The following is a 22,013-nucleotide window of genomic DNA, read 5'->3' as shown; positions in this document are numbered from 1 at the left end:
ACGCGCTGCGGTGGTCGCCGAGGACGAACAGGGTGCCGTCGGGCACGACGATGTCGAACCGCACCGCCGACGGGCTGTCGCCGGGGTACAGGACCGTCGACTCGTCGACCGACCGGCCGTTCACCTGGATCCTCCCCCTCTTGTCACAGCAGACCACGTGGTCTCCCCCCACACCCACAACGCGTTTGATGTAGTCGGCATCCCCGAAATACCCAGTTCCATCGAACACGACCACATCACCGCGTCGTGGTTCGGCACCGAAACGGTACGCCAACTTATTTACGAGAACGCGGTCACCGATCCTCAATCCGGACTCCATCGATCCGCTGGGGATCTCGAACGGCCGCAGCACGAACGTGTTGAGCAGCAGCAGAAAGACCAGGAAGACCAGCAGGGTCAGGCTGATCCGCCCGCCCGGCAGCCACTCGGTGATCCACGACACCAACGCGAAACGCGACCGTCCCTCCTGCCCCTCTGTGTCCGAGATCTCCTCGGATTCGGAAGGGCGGGAGGAGCGGTCGCGCTCCGTCGGCTGTGCTTCGGTGTCCATCGGGGCCAGATGTTATCCGGCCCCGCACGGGACCCCGCGGGGGCGAGCCCCCGAAAGCGCTCAGTTCTCGCGCTTCTCCTTGATCTTCGCCGCCTTGCCGCGCAGCTCGCGCAGGTAGTACAGCTTGGCGCGACGCACGTCACCGCGGGTGACGAGCTCGATCTTCTCGACGATCGGGGTGTGCACCGGGAAGGTGCGCTCGACGCCGACGGAGAACGAGACCTTGCGGACCGTGAAGGTCTCGCGGACACCGGCACCCTGGCGGCGGATCACAACGCCCTTGAACTGCTGCACACGGGAGCGGTTGCCCTCGATGACGCGGACGTGGACGTTGACCGTGTCGCCCGGGCGGAAGGCCGGGACGTCGCTGCGCAGCGACGCGGCGTCGACGGAGTCGAGCAGGTGAGACATTTCGTCTGCTTTCTTCGCCCATGCCACAGGTCATAGGCGGGAGCTAGTTTTTCGTGAGGATGCTGTCCGTGCCGGGGCGGGCGTCGTGTCCCCCTGCGGCAGGGGCGCACGCCGGACGACGCACAACAGCGACCTATTCTTCCACGGCCTCTGTCCTGCGCCAAAATCGGCCGAACCGCTCCCCCTCCGGGTCGGGCATCCAGCCCAGGATGGAGAGCATCTCGCGGTCCTTCTTGTCGAAGACCTTGGGGTCGCAACGCTCGATGAGATCGGGCCGGTTGGCCGTGGTACGTCGCAGCGCCTCGTCCCGGCGCCAGCGGGCGATCTTGCCGTGATGGCCGCTGAGCAGCACGTCCGGGATGTCCCGGCCCCGCCACTCGGGCGGCTTGGTGTAGACGGGCCCCTCCAGGAGGTTGGCCATCGCGCCGGGCGCGAAGGAGTCGTCCCGGTGCGATTCGGCGTTCCCCAGGACGCCGGGCAGCAGGCGCGCCACGGCCTCCGTGACGACCAGTACGGCCGCCTCGCCGCCGGCGAGGACGTAGTCGCCGATGGACACCTCGTAAACGGGCATCCGGGTCGCGTACTCGTCGATGACACGGCGGTCGATGCCCTCGTAGCGGGCCGGCGTGAAGATCAGCCAGGGCCGCTCGGAGAGCTCGACGGCGAGTTCCTGGGTGAAGGGACGGCCGCTGGGGGTGGGGACGATCAGGGCGGGCCCGCCGGACCCCGTCTCGTAGCCGTCCGCCAGCACGGAGTCCAGCGCGTCTCCCCAGGGGTCGGTCTTCATGACCATGCCCGGGCCACCGCCGTACGGCGTGTCGTCGACCGTGTTGTGCCGGTCGTACGTCCAGCCGCGGAGGTCGTGCACATGGACGTTCAGCTGTCCACGCGCGCGTGCCTTGCCGACGAGGGAGACGTTCAGCGGCTCCAGGTACTCGGGGAAGATCGTGACGACGTCGAGCCGCATCAGCCCTCGGCCTCCGCGTCGCGCGAGGAGGCGACCTCCGCGCGGTCGTCGATCAGGCCCGGCGGCGGCGTGATGACGGCCCGCTGCCGCTCCAGGTCGATCTCGGTGACGATCTCCGAGACGAAGGGGATCATCACCTCGCTCCCGTCGGGCCGCTCGACGATGAAGAGGTCCTGGGAGGGCAGGTGCGAGATCTCGGTGATCCGACCCACCTCGGCGCCGTCCGCGGTCACCACGTCGAGGTCCATGAGCTGGTGGTCGTAGTACTCGTCCTCTTCCTCGGGCAGCTCGTCCGGGTCGATCTCGGCGATGAGGAGGGTGTTGCGCAGCGCCTCGGCGCCGGTGCGGTCCCTGACCCCCTCGAAGCGCAGGAGGAGCCGGCCGCTGTGGACCCGGCCGGTCTCGATGGTGAGCGGCCCGGTGGCGGCCGGGTCGGTGGCCAGGACGGCGCCGGGGGCGAGCCGCAGTTCCGGCTCGTCGGTACGGACCTCGACGGTGACCTCGCCCTTGATGCCGTGGGCGCGGCCGATCCGTGCGACTACCAGCTGCACGAGTTCAAATCTCCTGTCGTACGACTACGGGCCGGGGACGGCCCAGTGGCCCTCCCCGGCCCGAGCCGGTGCTGCGTTCGGCGTCAGCGGACGTGGTCCACGTCGACGAGGTCGACGCGTACACCGCGGCCGCCGATGGCGCCCACGACGGTGCGCAGAGCGCGAGCGGTACGGCCGTTACGACCGATCACCTTGCCGAGGTCGTCGGGGTGAACCCGGACCTCGAGCACGCGTCCGCGGCGCAGGTTGCGCGAGGCGACCTGCACATCGTCAGGGTTGTCGACGATGCCCTTCACGAGGTGCTCGAGAGCCTCCTCGAGCATGCTCAGGCCTCGGCCGACTCGGACTCGGCGGCAGCCTCGTCCTTCTTCTCCGCCTTCTTCTTCTGGGTGATCGCCTCACCCTTGCCCTCGTCGTCGCCACCAAGGGCCTCGAACGACGGGCGCGCCTTCTTCGGCTCGGCGACGAGCAGCGGAGCCGGGGCGGGCTCGCCCTTGAACTTCTGCCAGTCGCCGGTCTTCTTCAGGATGGCGAGCACGGGCTCGGTCGGCTGCGCGCCGACACCCAGCCAGTACGCGACACGGTCCGCGTCGACCTCGATCACCGACGGGTTGTACGTCGGGTGGTACTTGCCGATCTCCTCGATCGCACGGCCGTCACGACGGGTGCGGGAGTCGGCGACGACGATGCGGTAGTGAGGCGAACGGATCTTGCCCAGACGCTTCAGCTTGATCTTGACTGCCACGGGAGTGGGTTCTCCTGGATTTGACGTGGTTGGGCACGGCGAGACTGCCGCGTGGGGTTGCGGTACCCGAGTGCCCGATGGACGCGTCAGCCGGAGGAGAGAGGGGTCCTGTGCGACTGTCGAGTACAGCTAGCCATTGTGCCACACCCCGCGGGTCACCTCGGGCCGAGGGGCGGTGCAGGCGCCCGGGGCATGACTGAGGGGCACCCGGCGGTCGGGGTGCCGTCGCGGGATCGCACGCGGGAGCGAGTACGCGACAGCACCCCTGCCGTCGGCGCCACCTGGCGAACCGGCAGCCACGAGATGCCGGTGCCCGACGGGGCGCCGCTACGCCGCGCCCATGACCTCCGGAATGCGGAACGGCTTCCCGCAGCCGCCGCACACGATCGGCGCCTGCGCCAGCACCGACGGAACGACCCGGACGTTGCGCCCGCAGTCGCAGACCGCCTTGACGCGGACGCCCCCTCCGGAGGAGCCGTGGCGGGCGGCCGGACCCCGGAAGGTCCTGCTCGTGTCGGCGGAGGTCGCCGCGGTGTGGGCCTTCAGGGCGCGCTGCAGGCGTTCGATGGTCGGACGGTAGCGGCGCTTGGCCTCGGGGTTGAGCGTGACCAGGGAGAAACCGCTGCTCGGATGCGGTTCCTCGGGGTGGTCCAGGCCCAGCTCCTCGGCGATGGCGAGGAATCTGCGGTTGTGGTAGCGGCCGGCCCGGGAGGTGTCGCGGACGCCGCGCGCGGCGGCGACGCCATGGACTGCCTCGTGAAGCAGTCGCTCGAAGGAGAGCTCGTGACCGCAGGCGGACGACGACTCCCCGATCAGGGACTCTGGCGCGGCGAGATCCGGCAGCTCGGGGTGGTACCGCTGAATGTCGGCCCACGCCTGCGCCAGCTCTGCGGCGAGAACAGGTGGTGTCTGTGTCGTGCTCACGTAATGACAACGAGCCGGAGTGCCGCTGTGTTCCGATTCCGGGCCATCCCAAATAATTTGCACGTACCCGTCAGTTGCGAATGATGCGCCACGACGAGGGCGGGTGCGCCGATCTGCGGAGAAGCCGCACAGCTCATGCCAAGGTGGTGCGTAGTCTGACGTACGCCCCGGCGCGTACGCCCTGTCCACGCGCCGGTGTGGTTGTGGTTTGCGGATGCGCAAGAGGCGTTTCGGCCGCTCTCGTTCCACACGGGCGTCATCTCAGTAAGCGCGCGCGACGACCGCGACGTTACCGGGCGCGTCATCGGCGTCCGGCACCGACCCGTCCTCGGCGACCAGACACCGTACGGTCATGGCGTGCTCGGCCAGCCTGGCCTCGCCTTCTTCCCCGAGCGTCGCCCACGGGACGCGTGCCCAGCCGCCGGCGACCGCGGCCTCCACCGCCTCTTCGATCGTCGTCACCTCCGTGGTGCGTGACTCGCGGCGGGCGCGGGACTGGGCCAGCAGCAGCGCCTGGTCCTCTTCGAGGACCGCGGGGAGCAGCCGTACGAGGGACTCGATGGCCACCGGCTCCTTGCCGCCCGGGATGCGGCGGGCCAGCATCGCGGTGCCGCTCTCCAGGTCACGGGGCCCGACCTCGATACGGACGGGGACGCCCTTGAGCTCCCAGTCGACCGCGCGTCGGCCGAAGGGGGTGTCGGTGCGGTCGTCGACGTGGACGCGGATGCCGGCCGCCTTCAGCTGATCGCCGATCTCGCGGACCTTGGCCAGAACCGCTTCGTCGCCCTTGATGGCGACGACGACGGCCTGGATCTGTGCGAGGCGCGGCGGGACCCGCAGGCCGTTGTCGTCGCCGTGCATCATCACCAGGGCGCCGATCATGCGGGTGGTGGAGCCCCAGGAGGTCTGCCAGACCAGCTCCTGGGTGCCGTCCTTCGAGAGGTACGAGGTGTTGAAGGCCCGGGCGAAGTTCTGGCCCAGCTCATGGCTGGTGGCCATCTGGAGGGCCTTGCCGTCGCCCATCATCCCTTCGAGCGTGAGGGTGTTGACGGCGCCGGCGAAGCGCTCCTTGACCGTCTTGCGGCCGGGGACCACGTCCATCGCGAGGACGTTCACCATGAAGTCCTCGTAGACCTCGCGGTGGATGTGGGCGGCGAACTCGCGGGCGTCCTCGTACGTGGCGTGCGCGGTGTGGCCCTCCTGCCAGAGGAACTCGGTCGTGCGCAGGAAGAGGCGGGGCCTGAGTTCCCAACGGACCACGTTCGCCCACTGGTTGATCAGCAGGGGCAGGTCGCGGTAGCTCTGCACCCACTTCGAGAAGTAGTCGTTGATGATCATCTCGGAGGTGGGGCGGACGACCGCCGGCTCCTCCAACTCCTTGCCCCCGCCGTGCGTGACGACCGCGAGCTCCGGCGCGAAGCCCTCGACGTGGTCCGCCTCGCGCGTGAGATACGACTGCGGGATCAGCAACGGGAAGTACGCGTTCTGCGTGCCCGTCTCCTTGATCCGGGCGTCCATCTCGGCCTGCATCCGCTCCCACAGCCCGTACCCGTACGGCCGGATGACCATCGTGCCGCGCACCGGGCCGTTGTCGGCCAGCTCCGCCTTGGTGATCAGATCCTGGTACCAGCGCGGGAAGTCGTCCGCCCGCGGCGTCAGAACGGGTGCCTTTGCCATGGCGCGATGGTACGGGCACACCTTGCCGGAATGTGAATTTCAGCCATGGACGCAGGGAAGCCTCAAGCAGGGCTCCGCGACCCCTGGACGCGACGTCGGGTGCGGAGTTTCCTGGCATACGTGGGGATGTGAGCGCATGTCACGGGGGCCACGGAATCGGACACAGAGGCAACTCTCTGCGGATTGGGGCGCTTTAGATGACACCTACGCTCGTGCGGCAGCACCTGCCTCACGCGGGCGCTGCAGCCCGTGTGGACCTGTGTGCACGCGCGCGTGACTGGTCCGAGATCCAGGAGCGGATGCTGGTTCCGCTCTACGAGGCCGTCTACGAGCGAGTGGAAGTGGGCCCGGGGACCCGGCTCCTGGGCCTTGGCTGCGGCAGCGGGCTCGCCCTGCTGATGGCGGCGTCCAGAGGCGCGGCCGTCACCGGCGTCGAGTCCGCCTCCCCCGAACGACTGACCCTGGCACGGCAGCGGATGCTGCCCGACACGTGGGACACGCGCGCGCGTGCCGGCACCCGGCTCGTCGACGGTTCGCCCGGCGACGCGGCCGACCCGGCGGCGCCCGCCTACACGCTGGTGACCGCGTTCGAGCCCATCGGTTGCCTGGCGGGTGACTCGGAGGGGCTCGGGGAGACGCTCGCGGCCGCGACACCGCTCGCGCTGCGGGGGGCGCCTGTCGTCCTGGCCGGCTGGGGTCCGCCGGAGCGCTGTGCCACGTCGTCCGTGCTGCGGGTCGCCACGAAGTTGGCCGATCCCTTGCGCAGTGCGGGCAGTTGGCGCCCCGCACTGCGGGACGACCTGGAGGAGGTCGCCCAGCGCGCGGGTCTCAGGCCCGACGGCTCGGGCCGGGTGGCCTGCCCCTTCGGGTACGCGGACGTGGACAGCGCCGTACGCGGACTGCTGTCGACGGGCCTCTTCGACGCGGCGATCACCGCGACCGACCAGGCCCAGGTGGACAAGGAGCTGACGGAAGCGCTGCATCCGCATCAGCGGCGGGACGGGACGGTGTGGATGCCGAACGTGTTCCGGTACCTGATCGCCCGGGTGCCCTGAACGCAGGGGTGACCGACAGGGCCGAGCGTCGCCCTGGTGGGCGAAAGGCGTCCTACTGGGCGTCGTCCTTCGTCAGCCGGGTGATCCCCGCGATCCGGTACGCGTCCGCCTCCTCCAGCGTCTCGTTCTCCAGCAGCGCCTCGGCCAGGGCGTTCAACTGTCCTCGGTGATCACGGAGTTTGCGGCCGGCCTCCTCGTAGCACTCGTCGACGATCCGGCGCATCTCGGCGTCGATCACGTCGAGGGTCTGCGGGGCGGCCGCGAGCCCGTACGCCTGCTGGGGGTCGCTGGGCAGGGCGGACAGCCGGCCCACCCGCTCGCTCATGCCCCAGCGGGCGACCATCGCGCGGGCGATGTTGCTGACCTGTTCGAGGTCGTTCTCGGCGCCCGTGGTGACGACGCCGTAGACCAGCTGTTCCGCCGCCATGCCGCCCAGGGCGCCGATGATGCGGCCGCGCAGATATCCCTCGGAGTGCGCGTACCGCTCCACCTCGGGCGTCGACATCGTCACGCCCAGCGCCCGGCCGCGGGGCACGATGGTGATCTTGCGTACGGGGTCGGCGCCCGGCTGGAGCATGCCGAGGAGGGCGTGGCCGCTCTCGTGAAACGCGGTGCGCCGACGGTCCTCCTCGGGCATCACGAGGGTGCGCTCGGCACCCAGCTGCACCTTCTCCAGGGCTTCGGACAGGTCCGAACCGGTCACCTGGTCCTGCTTGCGCTTGACCGCGAGCAGTGCGGCCTCGTTGGCGAGGTTGGCGAGATCCGCACCGGTCATGCCCGGGGTCGTGCGGGCCACCTGGGTCAGGTCCACGTCCTCGGCGAGCGGGATCCCGCGGGTGTGGATGCGCAGGATCGCCTCGCGCCCGCCGCGGTCCGGCGGGGAGACGTTGACCACCCGGTCGAAGCGGCCGGGCCGGGTCAGCGCCGGGTCCAGGATGTCGGCGCGGTTCGTCGCCGCGATGACGATCACGCCCTCCGAGCCGGAGAAGCCGTCCATCTCGGTGAGGATCTGGTTGAGGGTCTGCTCGCGCTCGTCGTGCCCGCTCACCGAGGCGCCGCCGCCGCGCATCCGCCCGATGGTGTCGATCTCGTCGATGAAGATGATCGACGGCGCCACCTTGCGGGCCTCGGCGAACAGTTCGCGGACGCGGGAGGCCCCCACTCCGACGATCATCTCGATGAACTCGGAGGCGGAGGCGGAGAAGAACGGCACGCCCGCCTCGCCCGCGACCGCACGGGCCAGCAGGGTCTTGCCGGTGCCGGGCGAGCCCGCGAGCAGCACGCCGCGCGGCATCTTCGCGCCCATCCTGCGGTAGGCGTCGGGATGTTCCAGGAAGTCGACGACGTCGTCCAGTTCGCCCTTGACCTCGTCGATGCCGGCCACGTCGGCGAACGTCGTGCGTTCCTTGCCGGGCTGGAGTTCGACCGGCTTGGGCGGGGCCTTGCGGCCGAGCATGCCTCCCGCCCCGCCCATTCCCGCGCCCATCCGCCGGGCGACGAAGATCCAGACGGCGAGCAGCAGCACGATCGGGATCAGGGAGAACAGCAGGTTGGAGACGACGCCGCGCTCCTTCACGACGGGCTGTGCGGTCACCGTGACGTCGTGGCGGTCCAGTTGCCGCCAGAGGTCGTCGTCCGCGAAGGCCGGCCGCTGGGTCTTGAACCGGGTGTAGTCACCGTCGCCGTCGGGGTTGTCCCGGGCGCTCTTGAGCTCTCCCTGGATCGCGTCGCCCTTGGAGTAGAGCTTCTCGACATTGCCGGCGTCGACCTGTCGGCTGAACTCGGTGTAGGAGATCGTCGGCTCGTTGCCCCGGTCGAAGTACGTCAGTCCCACATAGGCGAGCAGGAACACGATCACCGCGGTGAGGAGCAGGCCCCACCAGCGGCCGCGCATCCGTCGGCCACGGGGCTGCCCGGGCGGCTCGTCCGGTGTGCCCTCGGTGCGCCACGGCTGGTCAGGGGCCTTGCGTGGTGGCGCGGCATTGCTCATATCTGGACGTTACGGCAGATGCCGGTCCCCGGCACGCGCTGAGGGCGCCCCTGCGGAAGGGGCGCCCTCAATGACGTACGCGAGAGGAGCCGTACGGGACGAGACGGTCGCACGGGCGAACCGTCAGCCCATGTCAGCCCATGAACTTCTTGAACTCGTCCGGCAGCTCGAAGTCCTGCGGAGCCTGCTGGCCCGGCACTCCGAAGGCGCCTCCGGCCTGAGCGGCGGCGGCGCGGCGGGCGGCTTCCTCCTGCTCCTGCTGCTTGCGCTTCATCGGGTTGCCGGAGCGCTGCTTGCCCTTGGCCTTCTTGGGCTGCTTCTTCGTCCGGCCGGGACCGCCACCCATGCCCGGCATCCCCGGCATACCGGGCATGCCGCCGCCCTGGGCCATGCGGGACATCATCTTGCGGGCCTCGAAGAACCGCTCGACGAGGTTCTTGACCGCGCTGACCTCGACACCGGAACCGCGCGCGATTCGGGCGCGGCGGGAACCGTTGATGATCGTCGGCTCCTGGCGCTCGGCCGGGGTCATCGACTTGATGATCGCGGCCGTGCGGTCGACGTCCCGCTCGTCGAGGTTGTTGATCTGGTCCTTGATCTGGCCCATGCCCGGGAGCATGCCGAGCAGCTTGGAGATGGAGCCCATCTTCCTGACCTGCTCCATCTGGGCCAGGAAGTCGTCGAGGGTGAAGTCCTGGCCCTTCTTGGAGGCCAGCTTCTCGGCCATCTTCTGGGCTTCGGCCTGGTCGAACGTCTTCTCCGCCTGCTCGATCAGGGTGAGCAGGTCACCCATGTCGAGGATGCGGGAGGCCATCCGGTCCGGGTGGAAGGCGTCGAACTCGTCGAGCTTCTCGCCGTTCGACGCGAACATGATCGGCTTGCCGGTGATCTGCCGGATCGACAGGGCGGCACCACCGCGGGCGTCACCGTCGAGCTTGGAGAGCACCACGCCGTCGAAGCCGACGCCGTCACGGAAGGCCTCCGCCGTGTTGACGGCGTCCTGACCGATCATCGCGTCGACGACGAAGAGGATCTCGTCGGGCGAGACCGCGTCCCGGATGTCCGCGGCCTGCTGCATCATCTCCTGGTCGATGCCCAGGCGGCCGGCGGTGTCCACGATCACGATGTCGTGGACCTTGGCCTTGGCGTGCTCGATGGAGTCCTTGGCGACCTTGACCGGGTCACCCACGCCGTTGCCCGGCTCGGGCGCGTAGACCGCGACGCCCGCGCGCTCGGCGACGACGCTCAGCTGGTTCACGGCGTTCGGGCGCTGGAGGTCGCAGGCCACCAGCAGCGGCGAGTGGCCCTGCTCCTTCAGCCAGCGGCCGAGCTTGCCCGCGAGGGTGGTCTTACCGGCGCCCTGGAGGCCCGCGAGCATGATCACGGTGGGCGGCTGCTTGGCGAAGCGCAGACGCCGGGTCTCGCCGCCGAGGATCGTGACGAGCTCGTCGTTGACGATCTTCAGGACCTGCTGGGCCGGGTTCAGCGCCTTGGAGACATCGGAACCGAGGGCACGCTCCTTGACGTTCTTGATGAACGTCCGGACGACGGGCAGGGCCACGTCCGCCTCGAGGAGCGCGATGCGGATCTCGCGCGCGGTGGCGTCGATGTCCGCCTCGGAGAGCCGTCCCTTGCCGCGCAGGTTCTTGAAAGTCGCTGAGAGGCGATCGGAGAGAGTATCGAACACGGCGCTCGCGGTCCTCGGGGTCGGTGGCAGCTGGGAATCGCCCTCCAGGGTATCCCGGCGGCACAGGTTGCCGGGATCCCTGGGTTCAGAGCCTTTGAACAGGCTCTCAGCCCCGCATGGTCTCCTCCAACTTGCGCGCCACGGCGGCCGCCTCCTCGCCGGGCAGCGGCGCCCCCTCGGGACCTGTGACATAGAACGCGTCGACGGCGTTGGCACCCAGGGTGCTGACATGTGCGCTACGCATCCGCACGCTCGCCTCCTCCAGCGCCCGGCCGATCCGGAACAGCAGCCCCGGGGCGTCCTGGGCGCGGACCTCGATCACCGTGGCCAGCCGGGACGCGGCCGGGTGGACCGACACCCTCGGCGGCGGTGGCACGACACCCCGGCGGCGCGGGTAGGCGGCGTCCCGCTCGGCCAGGCGCCCGGCGATGTCCAGGGTGCCGTCCAGGGCGCGGACGAGGTCGGCGCGCAGCCGGGTGGCCTGCGGCAGGGAGCCGTACTCGGCGGCGACCCGCCAGTTCAGCAGCAGGACGGAGCCCTCGACGCCGTCGGGCAGGTCCAGGGCGCGCAGCTCGGCCGTGCGGACGGTGAGGCGGTGCATCGCCAGGACGCCGGCCACCGCGGGCAGCACGCCCGGCTGGTCCGGTACGGCGATGAGGAGCTCCACGCCGAGCGGCTCGGGGTCGTCCGAGGGCTGCTCCCCGGTCAGCGGCTCGGTCTGCGCGCGCAGGGACAGCACCGGACTGCCGGTCGCCATCGCCTCGATGGCGAGCCGCTCCTGCTCGGCGGTGGGGGCGGCGGCCTCGGGCTCGTCGAGGTCGTCCCCGGCGAGCACGGCCGCGACCCGCTTGACCAGGTCGGCGACGAGGGAACCCCGCCAGGACGACCAGGCCGCCGGGCCGGTCGCCAGGGCGTCCGCCTCGGTCAGCGCGTGCAGCAGCTCCAGCGTGCCCTGCGAGCCGACCGCCTCGGCGACCGAGCGCACGGTGGCCGGATCCTCCAGGTCACGCCGGGTGGCCGTGTCGACGAGCAGCAGATGGTGGCGTACGAGGGTGGAGAGCACGGCCACGTCGTCGCGGTCGAAGCCGATCCGCGCGGCGACGTCCTTGGCGATGATCTCGCCGGCCACCGAGTGGTCCCCGGGCCAGCCCTTGCCGATGTCGTGCAGCAGGGCGGCGACGAGCAGGAGGTCGGGGCGGTGGACGCGGCGGGTGAACTCGGAGGCCCGCACGGCCGTCTCGATCAGATGCCGGTCGACGGTCCAGATGTGCACGGCGTTGCGCTGCGGGCGGCAGCGGACCCGCTCCCAGTCCGGGAGGAGGCGGGTGATCAGGCCTTCCGCCTCCAGCGCCTCCCACACGTCGACCGTGGGGCGGCCGGAGCCGAGCAGGGTCACGAGCTGCTCGCGCGCCTCGGCGGGCCAGGGCGTGGGCAGCGGGCGTACGGTGCCCGCCAGGCGCCGTACGGCGTGCAGGGAGAGCGGGAGCCCGGCCTGGGCCGCGGCGGCCGCGGCGCGCAAGGGCAGCACGGGGTCGCGTTCGGGGCGCGCGGCGCGGGCGAGCACCACCTCGCCGTCCTGCTCCACCACGCCCTCTGCCAGCGGGGAACGCTCGGCGGTCGGCTTCCCGCCGCCCAGCATGGCGCGCAGCCGCGGTCGCACGGCGCGCGACCGCAGTACGCGCCCCACTTCACGCCACGTGACATCGCTGGCATACGAGATGACCCGTGCCGCCTCGTACACCTGCCGCAGCAGGGTGTCGGCGTCGAGCAGTCCGAGCTCGGCGGCGACCTGGTCCTGCTCCTGGAGCGCGAGCCGGTCGGTCGCGCGCCCGGTGGTGAGGTGCAGGGCGTCGCGTACGTCGAGCAGTCGGCGCCGGGCGTCGTCGAGGCCCTCGCGCGGGGCGTCGGCCAGCCAGGAGGCGGCGACGGCGCGCAGGATGGTGGCGTCGCGCAGACCGCCGCGGGCTTCCTTCAGATCGGGTTCCAGGAGGTACTGGAGCTCGCCCTGGCGCTCGGCGCGTTCGGCGGACAGCTCCTGGAGTTCGGGCAGCCGCTTGGGCGCCTGGTTGCGCCAGTCGGCCAGGACCGCCGTGCGCAGTCCGGCGGTGAGACCGAGGTCGCCCGCGATGTGCCGGGCGTCCAGCAGGCCCAGCTGGACCTTGAGGTCCTCACCGGCCGTCTTGCGGGCCTCGGCGGGTGTACGCACGGAGTGGTCGAGGGCGAGGCCGAGGTCCCAGACCGGGTACCAGATGCGGTCGGCCAGGGCCGCCACCGCGCCGGAGTCGGTGCCGTCGTGCAGCAGGAGCAGGTCCAGATCGCTGCGCGGGGACAGCTCACCACGGCCGTACCCCCCGACGGCGACCAGGGACACCCCGCGCAGCCCTTCGGCGCCGGCGGCGAACAGGCCGGTCAGCCACTCGTCGGTGAGTTCCGCGAGGGCGGCACGGCGCGGCGGCCCGGACCGCGCCTCCTCGGTGAGGAGACGCAGCCGGGCCGCCGCGTAGCCGCTGGGTCCCGAGTCCTCTGCATCCTTGGAAACGTCCGTGCTCGTCACCCAGCGACTCCTGTTCTGTTGTGCTGCCTCAGAGCGCGTCGGGCCCGCGCTCGCCGGTCCTCACCCGTACGGCCGTCTCGACCGGGAGGGACCAGACCTTGCCGTCACCGATCTTGCCGGTGCGGGCGGCCTTGACGATGACGTCGATCAGCTGCTCGGCGTCGTCGTCCTCGGCCAGCACCTCGATGCGGATCTTCGGGACCAGGTCGACGGTGTACTCGGCACCGCGGTAGACCTCGGTGTGGCCCCGCTGACGACCGTAGCCGCTCGCCTCGGTGACCGTCAGGCCGTGGACCCCGAAAGCCTGGAGGGCTTCCTTGATCTCGTCGAGCCGGTGGGGCTTGACGACTGCGGTGATGAGCTTCATGCGTCCACCTTCTTGCTCGCGGCCGCCGCGGCCGGGGCCGGGGCTGCACTCCGGGCGGCACCGCCGCCGGCGCCACTGAAGTCGTATGCGGTCTCGGCGTGCTCGGCCTGGTCGATGCCGGCCACTTCCTCGTCCTCGTCGACCCGCATACCGATGGTCTTGTCGAGGATGAAGGCGAGGACCGCGGAGACGACCAGGGAGTAGACGAGGACACCGCCGACACCGGCGAGCTGCTTCCACAGCTGGTCGAAGCTGTGGTCGCCGTAGAAGACGCCGGTGGCCTCGGACTGGCCCTTGCCGCTGGCGAAGAAGCCGATCAGGATCGAGCCGGCGATACCGCCGACCAGGTGGACACCGACGACGTCGAGCGAGTCGTCGTAGCCGAACTTGTACTTCAGGCCGACGGCCATGGCGCACAGGAGACCGGCGATGGCGCCGACGGCGATCGCGCCGATCGGGGTGACCGCGCCACCGGCCGGGGTGATGGCGACCAGGCCCGCGACCGCACCGGAGGCGGCACCCAGCGTGGTGAACGCGCCGTGGCGGATCTTCTCGTAGATGAGCCAGGCGAGCATGGCGGCGGCGGTGGCGACCTGCGTGTTGACGAACATCAGCGAGCCGACGCCGTCGTCGTTGCCGAGCCAGGAACCGGCGTTGAAGCCGAACCAGCCGAACCACAGCAGGCCCGCGCCCAGCATGACCAGCGGGAGGCTGTGCGGACGCATCGGGTCCTTCTTGAAGCCGACGCGCTTGCCGATGACCAGGATCACGCCGAGCGCCGCGGCACCGGCGTTGATGTGGACCGCCGTACCACCGGCGAAGTCGATCACGCCCATGTCGAAGGCCCAGCCGCCCGCGCCCCAGACCCAGTGGGCGACCGGGAAGTACACGACCGTGGCCCAGAGCGCGATGAACAGCGCCCATGCCGAGAACTTCACACGGTCCGCGAGAGCACCGCTGATCAGGGCGGGGGTGATGATGGCGAACATCAGCTGGAAGACGAAGAAGACCAGCAGCGGAATGTTGTACGTCGTGCCCGCCGAGCTCCAGAGTTCGCCCTTGTCGACGTTACTGAGGCCGATCCAGTCGGAGTTCCAGCCGATGAGGCTGCCGGAGTCGGTGCCGAACGCCATGGAGAAGCCGTACAGCACCCACAGGATGGTGACGATCCCCAAACTGATGAAGCTCATCATCAGCATGTTCAGGGTGCTCTTGACGCGGACCATGCCTCCGTAGAAGAAGGCCAGGCCCGGGGTCATGAGCATCACCAGGGCGGAGCAGATGAGCATGAAACCTGTGTTGGCGGGCGACAGCTCTACCTTGTCTGCCGCCATCATGATGGCTGGTGCCATCGGCGTCTCCTCGTCATGTGTACGGCCCCGTGCGGGCGAAGCCTGAGCGGAAAATGAGGGGCGGGCCGGTTATGCGCCAAGAGATTGACGCAGCGCGGTTTCGGTGGAAGCCCCTCGTTGTTTCGCTGCCGTGACAAGGGCGCCTTCTGTGTTACGCCTCGATGAACTACCTGATGTCCGGCTGCCTGATCGTTATCGTGGCGCAACCTTCGATGAATGGCACCGCACCCATCGATGGAGGAACCCCCGTGGCGACCAGCCACATCCGCGGGAGCGGCGCCGGTTCAGGCGCGAAGAACAGCGACCGGCCGCGGTCGGCCTTCCGATGACCTGGCATGGGGGAGCCGAGTCGGGCAGTTCGGGAGGGCCGGCCGCGGCCGGGGTTCAGGGGTTGCGCTGCGATCGCACGCGAAGCTCAGACCGCCTCCGCGGTCTCCGGCAGCTCCACGGCGAGTTTGTCCGTCAGGTCCACGACCTCGGCGAGATCCCCGAAATCGCGTACAGCCGTGTCGACCGTCTTTCGGATACGAGTGTTGACGCGTTCGGAGCGCACCTTCTTGGCGATGGCCATGGCCTGCTCCGCGTAGACCGCGCTCTGCTCCGGTTCGCGCCGCAGCAGGTGCACCGTGGCCAGGCCGATCAGGTTCAGTGCGTACGACCGCTGGTGCTCGCCGTCCTTCGCGAACAGGTCCACGGCCTGCTGCATCACGGGCTCGGCGAGCGAGGCGTACGTCGGGCTGCGGCCCGCGACATAGGCCAGGTCACGGTAGGAGTGGGAGTTCTCGCCGTACAGCTCGGCCTCGGAGAAGAAGCGGATCCAGTCGGGGTCCGGCTCGTCCCACTCGTCGGACTCTGAGAAGGTGTCCTCGGCCATCCGGACCGCCCGCTTGCACTTGCCGGGCTGGCCCATGTTGGCGTACGCGCGGGCCTCCATCGCATACAGCATCGACTGGGTGCGCGGGCTCGCGCAGTCCCGGCTGCCGTACTGCGCGAGATGGATCAGCTCCAGGGCGTCCTCGGGCCGACCGAGGTGGATCATCTGCCGGCTCATGCTGGAGAGGACGTACGAGCCGAGCGGCCGGTCGCCCGCCTCCTTGGCGGCGTGCAGCGCGAGGACGAAGTACTTCTGCGCGGTGGGCTGGAGTCCCACGTCGTACGACATCCAGCCGGCCAGCTCGGCCAGCTCGGCGGCGACCTTGAACAGCTTCCTGGTGGTGGCCTCGGGCTGGGGCTCCTGGAGCAGGTCGGTGACCTCGTGCAGCTGGCCCACGACCGCCTTGCGGCGCAGGCCGCCGCCGCACTGGGCGTCCCACTGCCGGAACATCACGGTGGTGGACTCCAGGAGGTCCAGCTCCGGCTTGGACAGCCGGCCACGCGCGCGTGAGGACGGGACGGCCCGGGGCTCCTGGTACGGGGCGGGCGGCGCGGGGACCAGCCAGCGCTGCATCGGCTCGATGAGGGCCGGGCCCGCGGACAGGGCGAGCGAGCTCCCGAGGAAGCCGCGCCGCGCCAGCATCAGGTCGCTGCGCGAGAACTCGCTGAGCAGGGCCACCGTCTGCGGACCCGTCCAGGGCAGGTCGACGCCGGACACGGAGGGTGACTGCCGGGCGGCTCGCAGGCCGAGGTCCTCGACGGAGACGACACAGCCGAACCGCTCGGAGAACAGCTCGGACAGGATCCGCGGGATCGGCTCGCGCGGGTTCTCACCGTCGAGCCAGCGGCGCACGCGGGAGGTGTCGGTCGAGATGTGGTTGGCACCCAACTGGCGGGCGCGGCGGTTCACTTGGCGGGCGAGTTCGCCCTTCGACCAGCCGCTGCGCACGAACCAGGACGTGAGCAGCTCGTTCGGGCGCTTGTCAGCGTGCGATGCGCCACCAGCACTCGTACCGCTTCCGCTGTTGCCGCTCACTGGAACGCCCCCATCCCTTGGACCACTTGTCACCGAGTGCGCCAAGCCCTATCAGAATGCCGGTAAATACGGTCGGCCGTCCGCCAGTTGTCACCCTTCGAACGGAAAGCCGACTTGCCCCCGGCATACCCACGAGTGCATGTGCCCCGAGGCTCGTGCACACACGGTAATCCTACGATCACGCGCGCAGCCATGGCGATCCCGGAAACGCCACCATTCGCCACCCCTTCGGATGAACTAACGGTCGCCTCCACACGATTCACTTGACATAGGACGGCCGGAAGTGGGCGGAGCGAAGCACTTGGAGGCGCGCGTCGCCGAGCCCGCAACCCTGGACGCTTCCGAGCGCCGCGTGAGCCGAGCGGCGTCAGAGGGTAACCGGCCACCCAAGAACACACAGGGTCACGTTCCGCATCCGCGCCGTAACCACCCGCGCGCTGGACCCGTTGGAGGGGGCATGGGCTTCACGATCGGCGGCATCCGGGAGATCCGGTCCGGCTCGCGTCGACGCGGCCGCTCCTCGGAGTGCACCGCCGTCGCCGAGTTCACCGGACTGTGGGGCTGGGACGTGGTGCCCGGCGCGCGGGCCGCGGCGGGCGCCTGTTCGTGCGGCCGCCCCGACTGCGCCGCGCCCGGCGCACACCCCCTCGACTTCGCGCCCCACGTCCCGGCCGGGGCCACGCTCGACGACGTCAGCAAGGCGTGGTCGGAGTTCCCGGGCGCCTCGGTGATGCTGCCGGTCGGGCGGGCGTTCGACGTGATCGAGGTGGCCGAGGCCGCCGGACGCCGCGCGCTGGCCCGGCTCGAACGCATGGGCCTCCCCCTCGGCCCCGTCACCGCCACCCCCGAGGGCCGCGCCCACTTCTTCGTCGCCCCGGGCGCCGCCGCCGAGCTCCCCGAGCTCCTCTACCGCATGGGCTGGGACGACCCGACCCACCTGGACCTCCGCGGCCTCGGCCTCGGTACGTCCATCACCGCCCCGCCCTCCGACCGGGGTGGCCGGGGGCCGGTGCGCTGGCTGCGGCCCCCCGAGCTGGACACGGCTTCGAAGCCGCCGGCGGCACGGTTACTGCTGGGCACGCTGGCTTACGTGGCGCATCGGTCGCGGGCGTAGGGCGCACCACCGGGCACAGGCCTCACAGCCGTACACAGCGAAGCGCCCGTCCCCCAACTGCACCTTGGGAGGCGGGCGCTTCTTCGACCAGATACCGAATTCGGTAGGTCACTCTCCGATAAGGGCGTCAACGAACGCCTCCGGCTCGAACGGCGCCAGATCGTCGGCACCCTCGCCCAGCCCGATCAGCTTCACCGGTACGCCCAGCTCGCGCTGGACCGCGACCACGATGCCGCCCTTGGCCGTGCCGTCCAGCTTGGTGAGCACGATGCCGGTGATGTCGACGACCTCGGCGAAGACGCGGGCCTGCACCAGACCGTTCTGCCCGGTCGTCGCGTCGAGCACGAGCAGCACCTCGTCCAGCGGCGCGTGCTTCTCGACGACCCGCTTGACCTTGCCGAGCTCGTCCATGAGGCCGGTCTTGGTGTGCAGGCGCCCGGCGGTGTCGATGAGGACGACGTCGGAGCCCATCTCCTTGCCCTCCTTGACCGCGTCGAAGGCGACGGAGGCGGGGTCGCCGCCCTCCGGCCCGCGCACGGTGTAGGCGCCCACGCGCTCGCCCCAGGTCTGGAGCTGGTCGGCGGCGGCGGCTCGGAAGGTGTCGGCAGCGCCCAGGACCACACTGCGGCCGTCGGCCACGAGGACGCGGGCGAGCTTGCCGGTGGTGGTGGTCTTGCCGGTGCCGTTGACGCCGACGACCATCACGATGCCGGGCTTGCTCGCCTCCGGCTCGGTCTTGACCACACGGTCCATGTCGGTGCCGACCAGCTTGAGCAGTTCCTCGCGCAGCAGGCCGCGCAGCTCGGCGGGGGTGCGGGTGCCGAGCACCTTCACGCGCTCGCGCAGCCCGTCGACCAGTTCCTGGGTGGGCAGCACGCCGACGTCGGCGGTGAGCAGCGTGTCCTCGATCTCCTCCCAGGTGTCCTCGTCGAGGTGCTCGCGCGACAGGAGCGTGAGCAGTCCCTTGCCGAGCGCGTTCTGCGAGCGGGAGAGCCGGGCGCGCAGTCGGATCAGGCGGCCTGCGACGGGCTCCGGGATCTCGATCTCGGTCGGCGGGAGCTCTTCGACGACCGGCGGTTCCTCGACGGCGGTCGGTGCTCCGCCGCCCGGAAGGTCCACCTCCTCTATGGTCCGGCGCGGTTCGTCGCGCGGTGTCTCGGCCTCGTCGCCGACGTGCGGCTCGGCCGGAGGGGCGGTGATGTCGGGGGCGGCGGGGGGCGGCGGGGGCAGCTGCTTCTTGCGCCGGCTGCCGACGATGAGCCCGCCGAGCGCGCCGAGCACCACCACGGCGATGACTACAGCAAGGATGAGGATGTCCATAACCCGTCCAGTATCGGCCATGGAGCCCGGCGACACCCCCCTGGATGCCTGACACACCGTCAGCTAACGTCCTCCCCCACACCCGCCCGGTGAAGGGGGACCCCCATGCCCGTCACGGTCGTACGCTTCAACCTCGTCGAGCCCGACGCGACCCGCGCCTCGCTCGCCGCCCGCTACCGGGCGGCCCTGGAGATGGCCGCGTACGCCGACGGGCACGGCATCACCACCGTGCAGACCGAGGAGCACCACGGCGCCGAGAACAACTGGCTGCCGTCGCCGTTCGCCTTCGCGGCCGCGGTCTTCGGCGCGACGCGGCGCCTCGCCGTCACGGTCTCGGCGATCATCGGCCCCCTGCACGATCCGCTGCGGCTCGCCGAGGAGATCGCCGTACTGGATCTGCTGAGCGGCGGACGGCTGGTGACGGTCGCCGGGATCGGGTACCGGCCCGAGGAGTACGCCCTGTTCGACGTGGAGTGGAAGCGGCGCGGCAGGATCCAGGACGAGCTGCTGGAGACGCTGCTGAAGGCGTGGACCGGGGAGGAGTTCGAGTACCGGGGCCGAACGGTGCGGGTCACTCCGCGCCCGTTCACCGACCCGCACCCCCTGCTGCTGGTCGGCGGCTCCTCGCAGGCCGCCGCCCGCCGGGCCGCCCGGCTCGGCCTGCCCTTCTTCCCCAGCGCGCATCTGCCCGAGCTGGAGGCGTACTACAAGGAGCGGCTCGTCGAGTACGGCACCGAGGGCTGGACGATGATGCCTGCCGCCGAGACGCCCCTGCTGCACATCGCCGAGGATCCCGACCGGGCGTGGGCCCGCTGCGGCGGGCACTTCCTGCACGAGGCACGGACGTACGCCTCGTGGCAGTCCGGGGACGTACGGTCCGCCGTGAAGTCGGCGGCCACCAGCGTGGACGAGCTGCGCGCAGAGGGCGTGTACCGGATCGTGACGCCGCAGGAGTGCGTGGCGCTGGGGTTCGACAACTACGTGCTGCACCCGCTGTCGGGCGGGATGCCGGTGGAGGAGGGGTGGCACAGCCTCAGGCTGTTCTGCGAGCGGGTGCTGCCCTGCCTCGGCGACTGACGCCCCGCCCGCGCCGCCACCCGGCCCCGCACACAACGACACCGCCGCCCCGGCTCGGGCAGTGGCCGAGCCGGGGCGGCGGCGGAGATACGGGAGGAGGGGCAGCGGGGACTTGGCCCTTCCCCCCGAGTTCGGGGGCCGCTCAGCCCATCTCCTCCAGCTTCTTGCCCTTGGTCTCGGGCACGAACTTGAGGATGAACGGGATGGAGAGGAAGGCGAACACCGCGTACATCACGTACGTCAGCGACAGGTTCCAGTCCGACAGGTCCGGGAAGGTGATCGTGATGACCCAGTTGGCGATCCACTGGGCCGAGGCGGCCACGCCCAGGGCGGCGGCGCGGATCTTGTTCGGGAAGACCTCGCCGAGCATGACCCAGACGACCACGCCCCAGGACATGGCGAAGAAGAGGACGAAGGCGTTGGCGGCGATCAGCGCGACGTAGCCCTGCGCGGTCGGCAACGGGTCGCTGCCGTTCTGGAAGGAGAAGGCCCAGGCGGCCGCGGCGAGCGAGATGCCCATGCCGACGGAGCCGATGAGAGCGAGCGGCTTGCGGCCGAGGCGGTCGACGAAGATCATCGCGATCACGGTGCCGATGATGTTGATGATCGAGGTCTCGAACGAGTAGAAGAACGAGCTCGACGGGTCGACGCCCACGGACTGCCACAGCAGGTTCGAGTAGTAGAAGATGACGTTGATGCCGACCAGCTGCTGGAAGACGGAGAGGCCGATGCCGATCCACACGATCGGCAGCAGACCGAACCGGCCGCCCAGCAGGTCCCTGAAGGTCGACTTGTGGTCGCTCTTCATGGCCTGCTCGATCTCGGTGACCCGGCCGTCCAGGTCCGCGCCGCCCTCGACGTCGGCGAGCACCTTCTTGGCGTCCTCGATGCGGCCGACGCTGATCAGATAGCGCGGGGACTCCGGGATCGCGAAGGACAGCAGGCCGTAGACCAGGGCGGGTACGAGCATCACCCCGAGCATCCACTGCCAGGCTTCCAGGCCCGCGACCGTCCCGCGCTCCTCGCCGTCGGCCATGTTGAGGATGGCCCAGTTGACGAGCTGGGAGACGGCGATGCCGATGACGATGGCGGCCTGCTGGAACGAGGCGAGCCGGCCACGATAGGCGGGCGGGGCGACCTCGGCGATGTAGGCCGGGCCGATCACGGAGGCCATACCGATGGCGATGCCGCCGAGGACACGCCAGGCGGCGAGGTCCCACGCGGCGAAGGGGAGGCCGGAACCGACGGCGCTCACGGCGAACAGCACCGCCGCGATCTGCATGACGCGGATCCGGCCGATGCGGTCGGCTATGCGGCCGGCGATCGCGGCGCCCAGGGCACTGCCGAGCAGGGCGCTGGCGGCGACGGTCCCGGTGACACCCGAGCTGAGGTCGAACCGGGCCTGGATGCCGCCGTTGGCTCCGTTGATCACGGAGCTGTCGTAGCCGAAGAGGAAGCCGCCCATGGCGGCCGCCGCGGTGATGAAGACGACGTGCCCGAGATGTTCGGGGTGAGCCGTCCTGGCTCCTGACGTCTGTGCCTGCGCTGTGCTGGTCACGTGTACTCCTCGGGCCACCGGCAACGCTGCCGGGTGGGGGTCAGCCGCTCCAAGTAGTGATACCTGAAGGTAAAAGCAACGTTGCAGAGACTATGCCTTCAAGTTTCGAAGTCAATAGGCGAGTGGCTATGAGTTTCACGACGCGATTAGGTGACGTGCGTTCACTTCTTGAAGAGATGGTGAAAGTGGCTGGGTGCCGACGGGC

Annotated in this window: 19 protein-coding genes; 3 read left to right on the top strand and 16 right to left on the bottom strand. The window is 70.3% G+C overall.

Features of this window, described 5'->3' with window-relative positions; translation table 11 throughout:
* The 8 genes from lepB to proS all read right to left on the bottom strand — a co-directional run.
* Positions 1–550: signal peptidase I (gene lepB / locus ACFU95_RS17695; RefSeq protein WP_383828147.1), on the bottom strand; the 550-nt coding region annotated here is incomplete at its 3' end.
* A gap of 60 nt (positions 551–610) precedes the next feature.
* Complete coding sequence (rplS, locus tag ACFU95_RS17690) at positions 611–961, bottom strand: 50S ribosomal protein L19 (RefSeq protein ID WP_151786088.1); 351 nt, start codon at positions 959–961, stop codon at positions 611–613.
* A gap of 133 nt (positions 962–1,094) precedes the next feature.
* On the bottom strand, positions 1,095–1,928 hold the full coding sequence (gene trmD, locus ACFU95_RS17685; RefSeq protein ID WP_383828144.1) for a tRNA (guanosine(37)-N1)-methyltransferase TrmD: 834 nt from the start codon (positions 1,926–1,928) through the stop codon (positions 1,095–1,097).
* Positions 1,928–2,479, bottom strand: a complete 552-nt coding sequence (gene rimM, locus ACFU95_RS17680; RefSeq protein ID WP_383828142.1) for a ribosome maturation factor RimM — start codon at positions 2,477–2,479, stop codon at positions 1,928–1,930. The genes trmD and rimM overlap by 1 nt, the downstream gene beginning before the upstream one ends.
* A gap of 83 nt (positions 2,480–2,562) precedes the next feature.
* Positions 2,563–2,802, bottom strand: coding sequence for an RNA-binding protein (locus ACFU95_RS17675; protein WP_003973401.1), 240 nt, complete (start codon positions 2,800–2,802; stop codon positions 2,563–2,565).
* Positions 2,803–2,804: 2 nt separating this feature from the next.
* Positions 2,805–3,224, bottom strand: coding sequence for a 30S ribosomal protein S16 (rpsP, locus tag ACFU95_RS17670; protein WP_030048919.1), 420 nt, complete (start codon positions 3,222–3,224; stop codon positions 2,805–2,807).
* Between the two features lie 327 nt (positions 3,225–3,551).
* On the bottom strand, positions 3,552–4,148 hold the full coding sequence (locus tag ACFU95_RS17665) for a hypothetical protein (protein ID WP_383828140.1): 597 nt from the start codon (positions 4,146–4,148) through the stop codon (positions 3,552–3,554).
* A gap of 261 nt (positions 4,149–4,409) precedes the next feature.
* A complete protein-coding gene (gene proS, locus ACFU95_RS17660; protein ID WP_383828138.1) occupies positions 4,410–5,825 on the bottom strand; it encodes a proline--tRNA ligase in 1,416 nt (471 codons plus the stop codon).
* 197 nt (positions 5,826–6,022) lie between these two features.
* Between proS and ACFU95_RS17655 the strand changes: the two genes are divergently transcribed.
* Positions 6,023–6,880 carry an SAM-dependent methyltransferase gene (locus ACFU95_RS17655; protein ID WP_383828136.1) on the top strand — a complete coding sequence of 286 codons (858 nt, stop codon included), beginning with the start codon at positions 6,023–6,025 and terminating at the stop codon, positions 6,878–6,880.
* Between the two features lie 52 nt (positions 6,881–6,932).
* Here the strand turns inward: ACFU95_RS17655 and ftsH are convergent, their stop codons facing one another.
* The 6 genes from ftsH to ACFU95_RS17625 all read right to left on the bottom strand — a co-directional run bounded on the left by ftsH (position 6,933) and on the right by ACFU95_RS17625 (position 16,739).
* Positions 6,933–8,870 (bottom strand): ATP-dependent zinc metalloprotease FtsH, encoded by a 1,938-nt coding sequence (gene ftsH, locus ACFU95_RS17650; RefSeq protein ID WP_383828134.1) that lies wholly within the window; start codon positions 8,868–8,870, stop codon positions 6,933–6,935.
* Positions 8,871–9,003: 133 nt separating this feature from the next.
* Positions 9,004–10,557 (bottom strand): signal recognition particle protein, encoded by a 1,554-nt coding sequence (gene ffh, locus ACFU95_RS17645; protein WP_383828132.1) that lies wholly within the window; start codon positions 10,555–10,557, stop codon positions 9,004–9,006.
* Between the two features lie 106 nt (positions 10,558–10,663).
* The gene (locus tag ACFU95_RS17640; RefSeq protein WP_383828130.1) at positions 10,664–13,111 is read right to left on the bottom strand and encodes a [protein-PII] uridylyltransferase; all 2,448 of its coding nucleotides are present in this window, start codon (positions 13,109–13,111) and stop codon (positions 10,664–10,666) included.
* 28 nt (positions 13,112–13,139) lie between these two features.
* Positions 13,140–13,478, bottom strand: coding sequence for a P-II family nitrogen regulator (locus ACFU95_RS17635; protein WP_003997576.1), 339 nt, complete (start codon positions 13,476–13,478; stop codon positions 13,140–13,142).
* On the bottom strand, positions 13,475–14,830 hold the full coding sequence (locus tag ACFU95_RS17630; protein WP_383828128.1) for an ammonium transporter: 1,356 nt from the start codon (positions 14,828–14,830) through the stop codon (positions 13,475–13,477). Before ACFU95_RS17630 ends, ACFU95_RS17635 begins: the two co-directional genes overlap by 4 nt.
* A 415-nt stretch (positions 14,831–15,245) precedes the next feature.
* Entirely contained in the window at positions 15,246–16,739 is a 1,494-nt protein-coding gene (locus ACFU95_RS17625; RefSeq protein WP_383828126.1) for a hypothetical protein, read from the bottom strand.
* A gap of 457 nt (positions 16,740–17,196) precedes the next feature.
* On the opposite strand from ACFU95_RS17625, the gene ACFU95_RS17620 reads away from it, so the two are divergent.
* Positions 17,197–17,853: a bifunctional DNA primase/polymerase gene (locus ACFU95_RS17620; RefSeq protein ID WP_383828124.1), complete on the top strand. Its 657-nt coding sequence runs from the start codon at positions 17,197–17,199 to the stop codon at positions 17,851–17,853.
* Between the two features lie 108 nt (positions 17,854–17,961).
* Here ACFU95_RS17620 and ftsY read toward each other — a convergent pair whose 3' ends face one another.
* The gene (ftsY, locus tag ACFU95_RS17615; RefSeq protein ID WP_383828122.1) at positions 17,962–19,173 is read right to left on the bottom strand and encodes a signal recognition particle-docking protein FtsY; all 1,212 of its coding nucleotides are present in this window, start codon (positions 19,171–19,173) and stop codon (positions 17,962–17,964) included.
* A gap of 105 nt (positions 19,174–19,278) precedes the next feature.
* On the opposite strand from ftsY, the gene ACFU95_RS17610 reads away from it, so the two are divergent.
* The gene (locus ACFU95_RS17610; protein WP_383828120.1) at positions 19,279–20,250 is read left to right on the top strand and encodes an LLM class flavin-dependent oxidoreductase; all 972 of its coding nucleotides are present in this window, start codon (positions 19,279–19,281) and stop codon (positions 20,248–20,250) included.
* Between the two features lie 142 nt (positions 20,251–20,392).
* Here the strand turns inward: ACFU95_RS17610 and ACFU95_RS17605 are convergent, their stop codons facing one another.
* On the bottom strand, positions 20,393–21,808 hold the full coding sequence (locus ACFU95_RS17605; protein WP_383828118.1) for a sugar porter family MFS transporter: 1,416 nt from the start codon (positions 21,806–21,808) through the stop codon (positions 20,393–20,395).
* Positions 21,809–22,013 lie beyond the last annotated feature (205 nt).

It is taken from the genome of Streptomyces sp. NPDC057623, from assembly GCF_042800355.1.
Taxonomy (GTDB): domain Bacteria; phylum Actinomycetota; class Actinomycetes; order Streptomycetales; family Streptomycetaceae; genus Streptomyces.
Note: the sequence above shows the minus strand (reverse complement) of the source record. Positions and strands in the feature narration are given on the sequence as shown.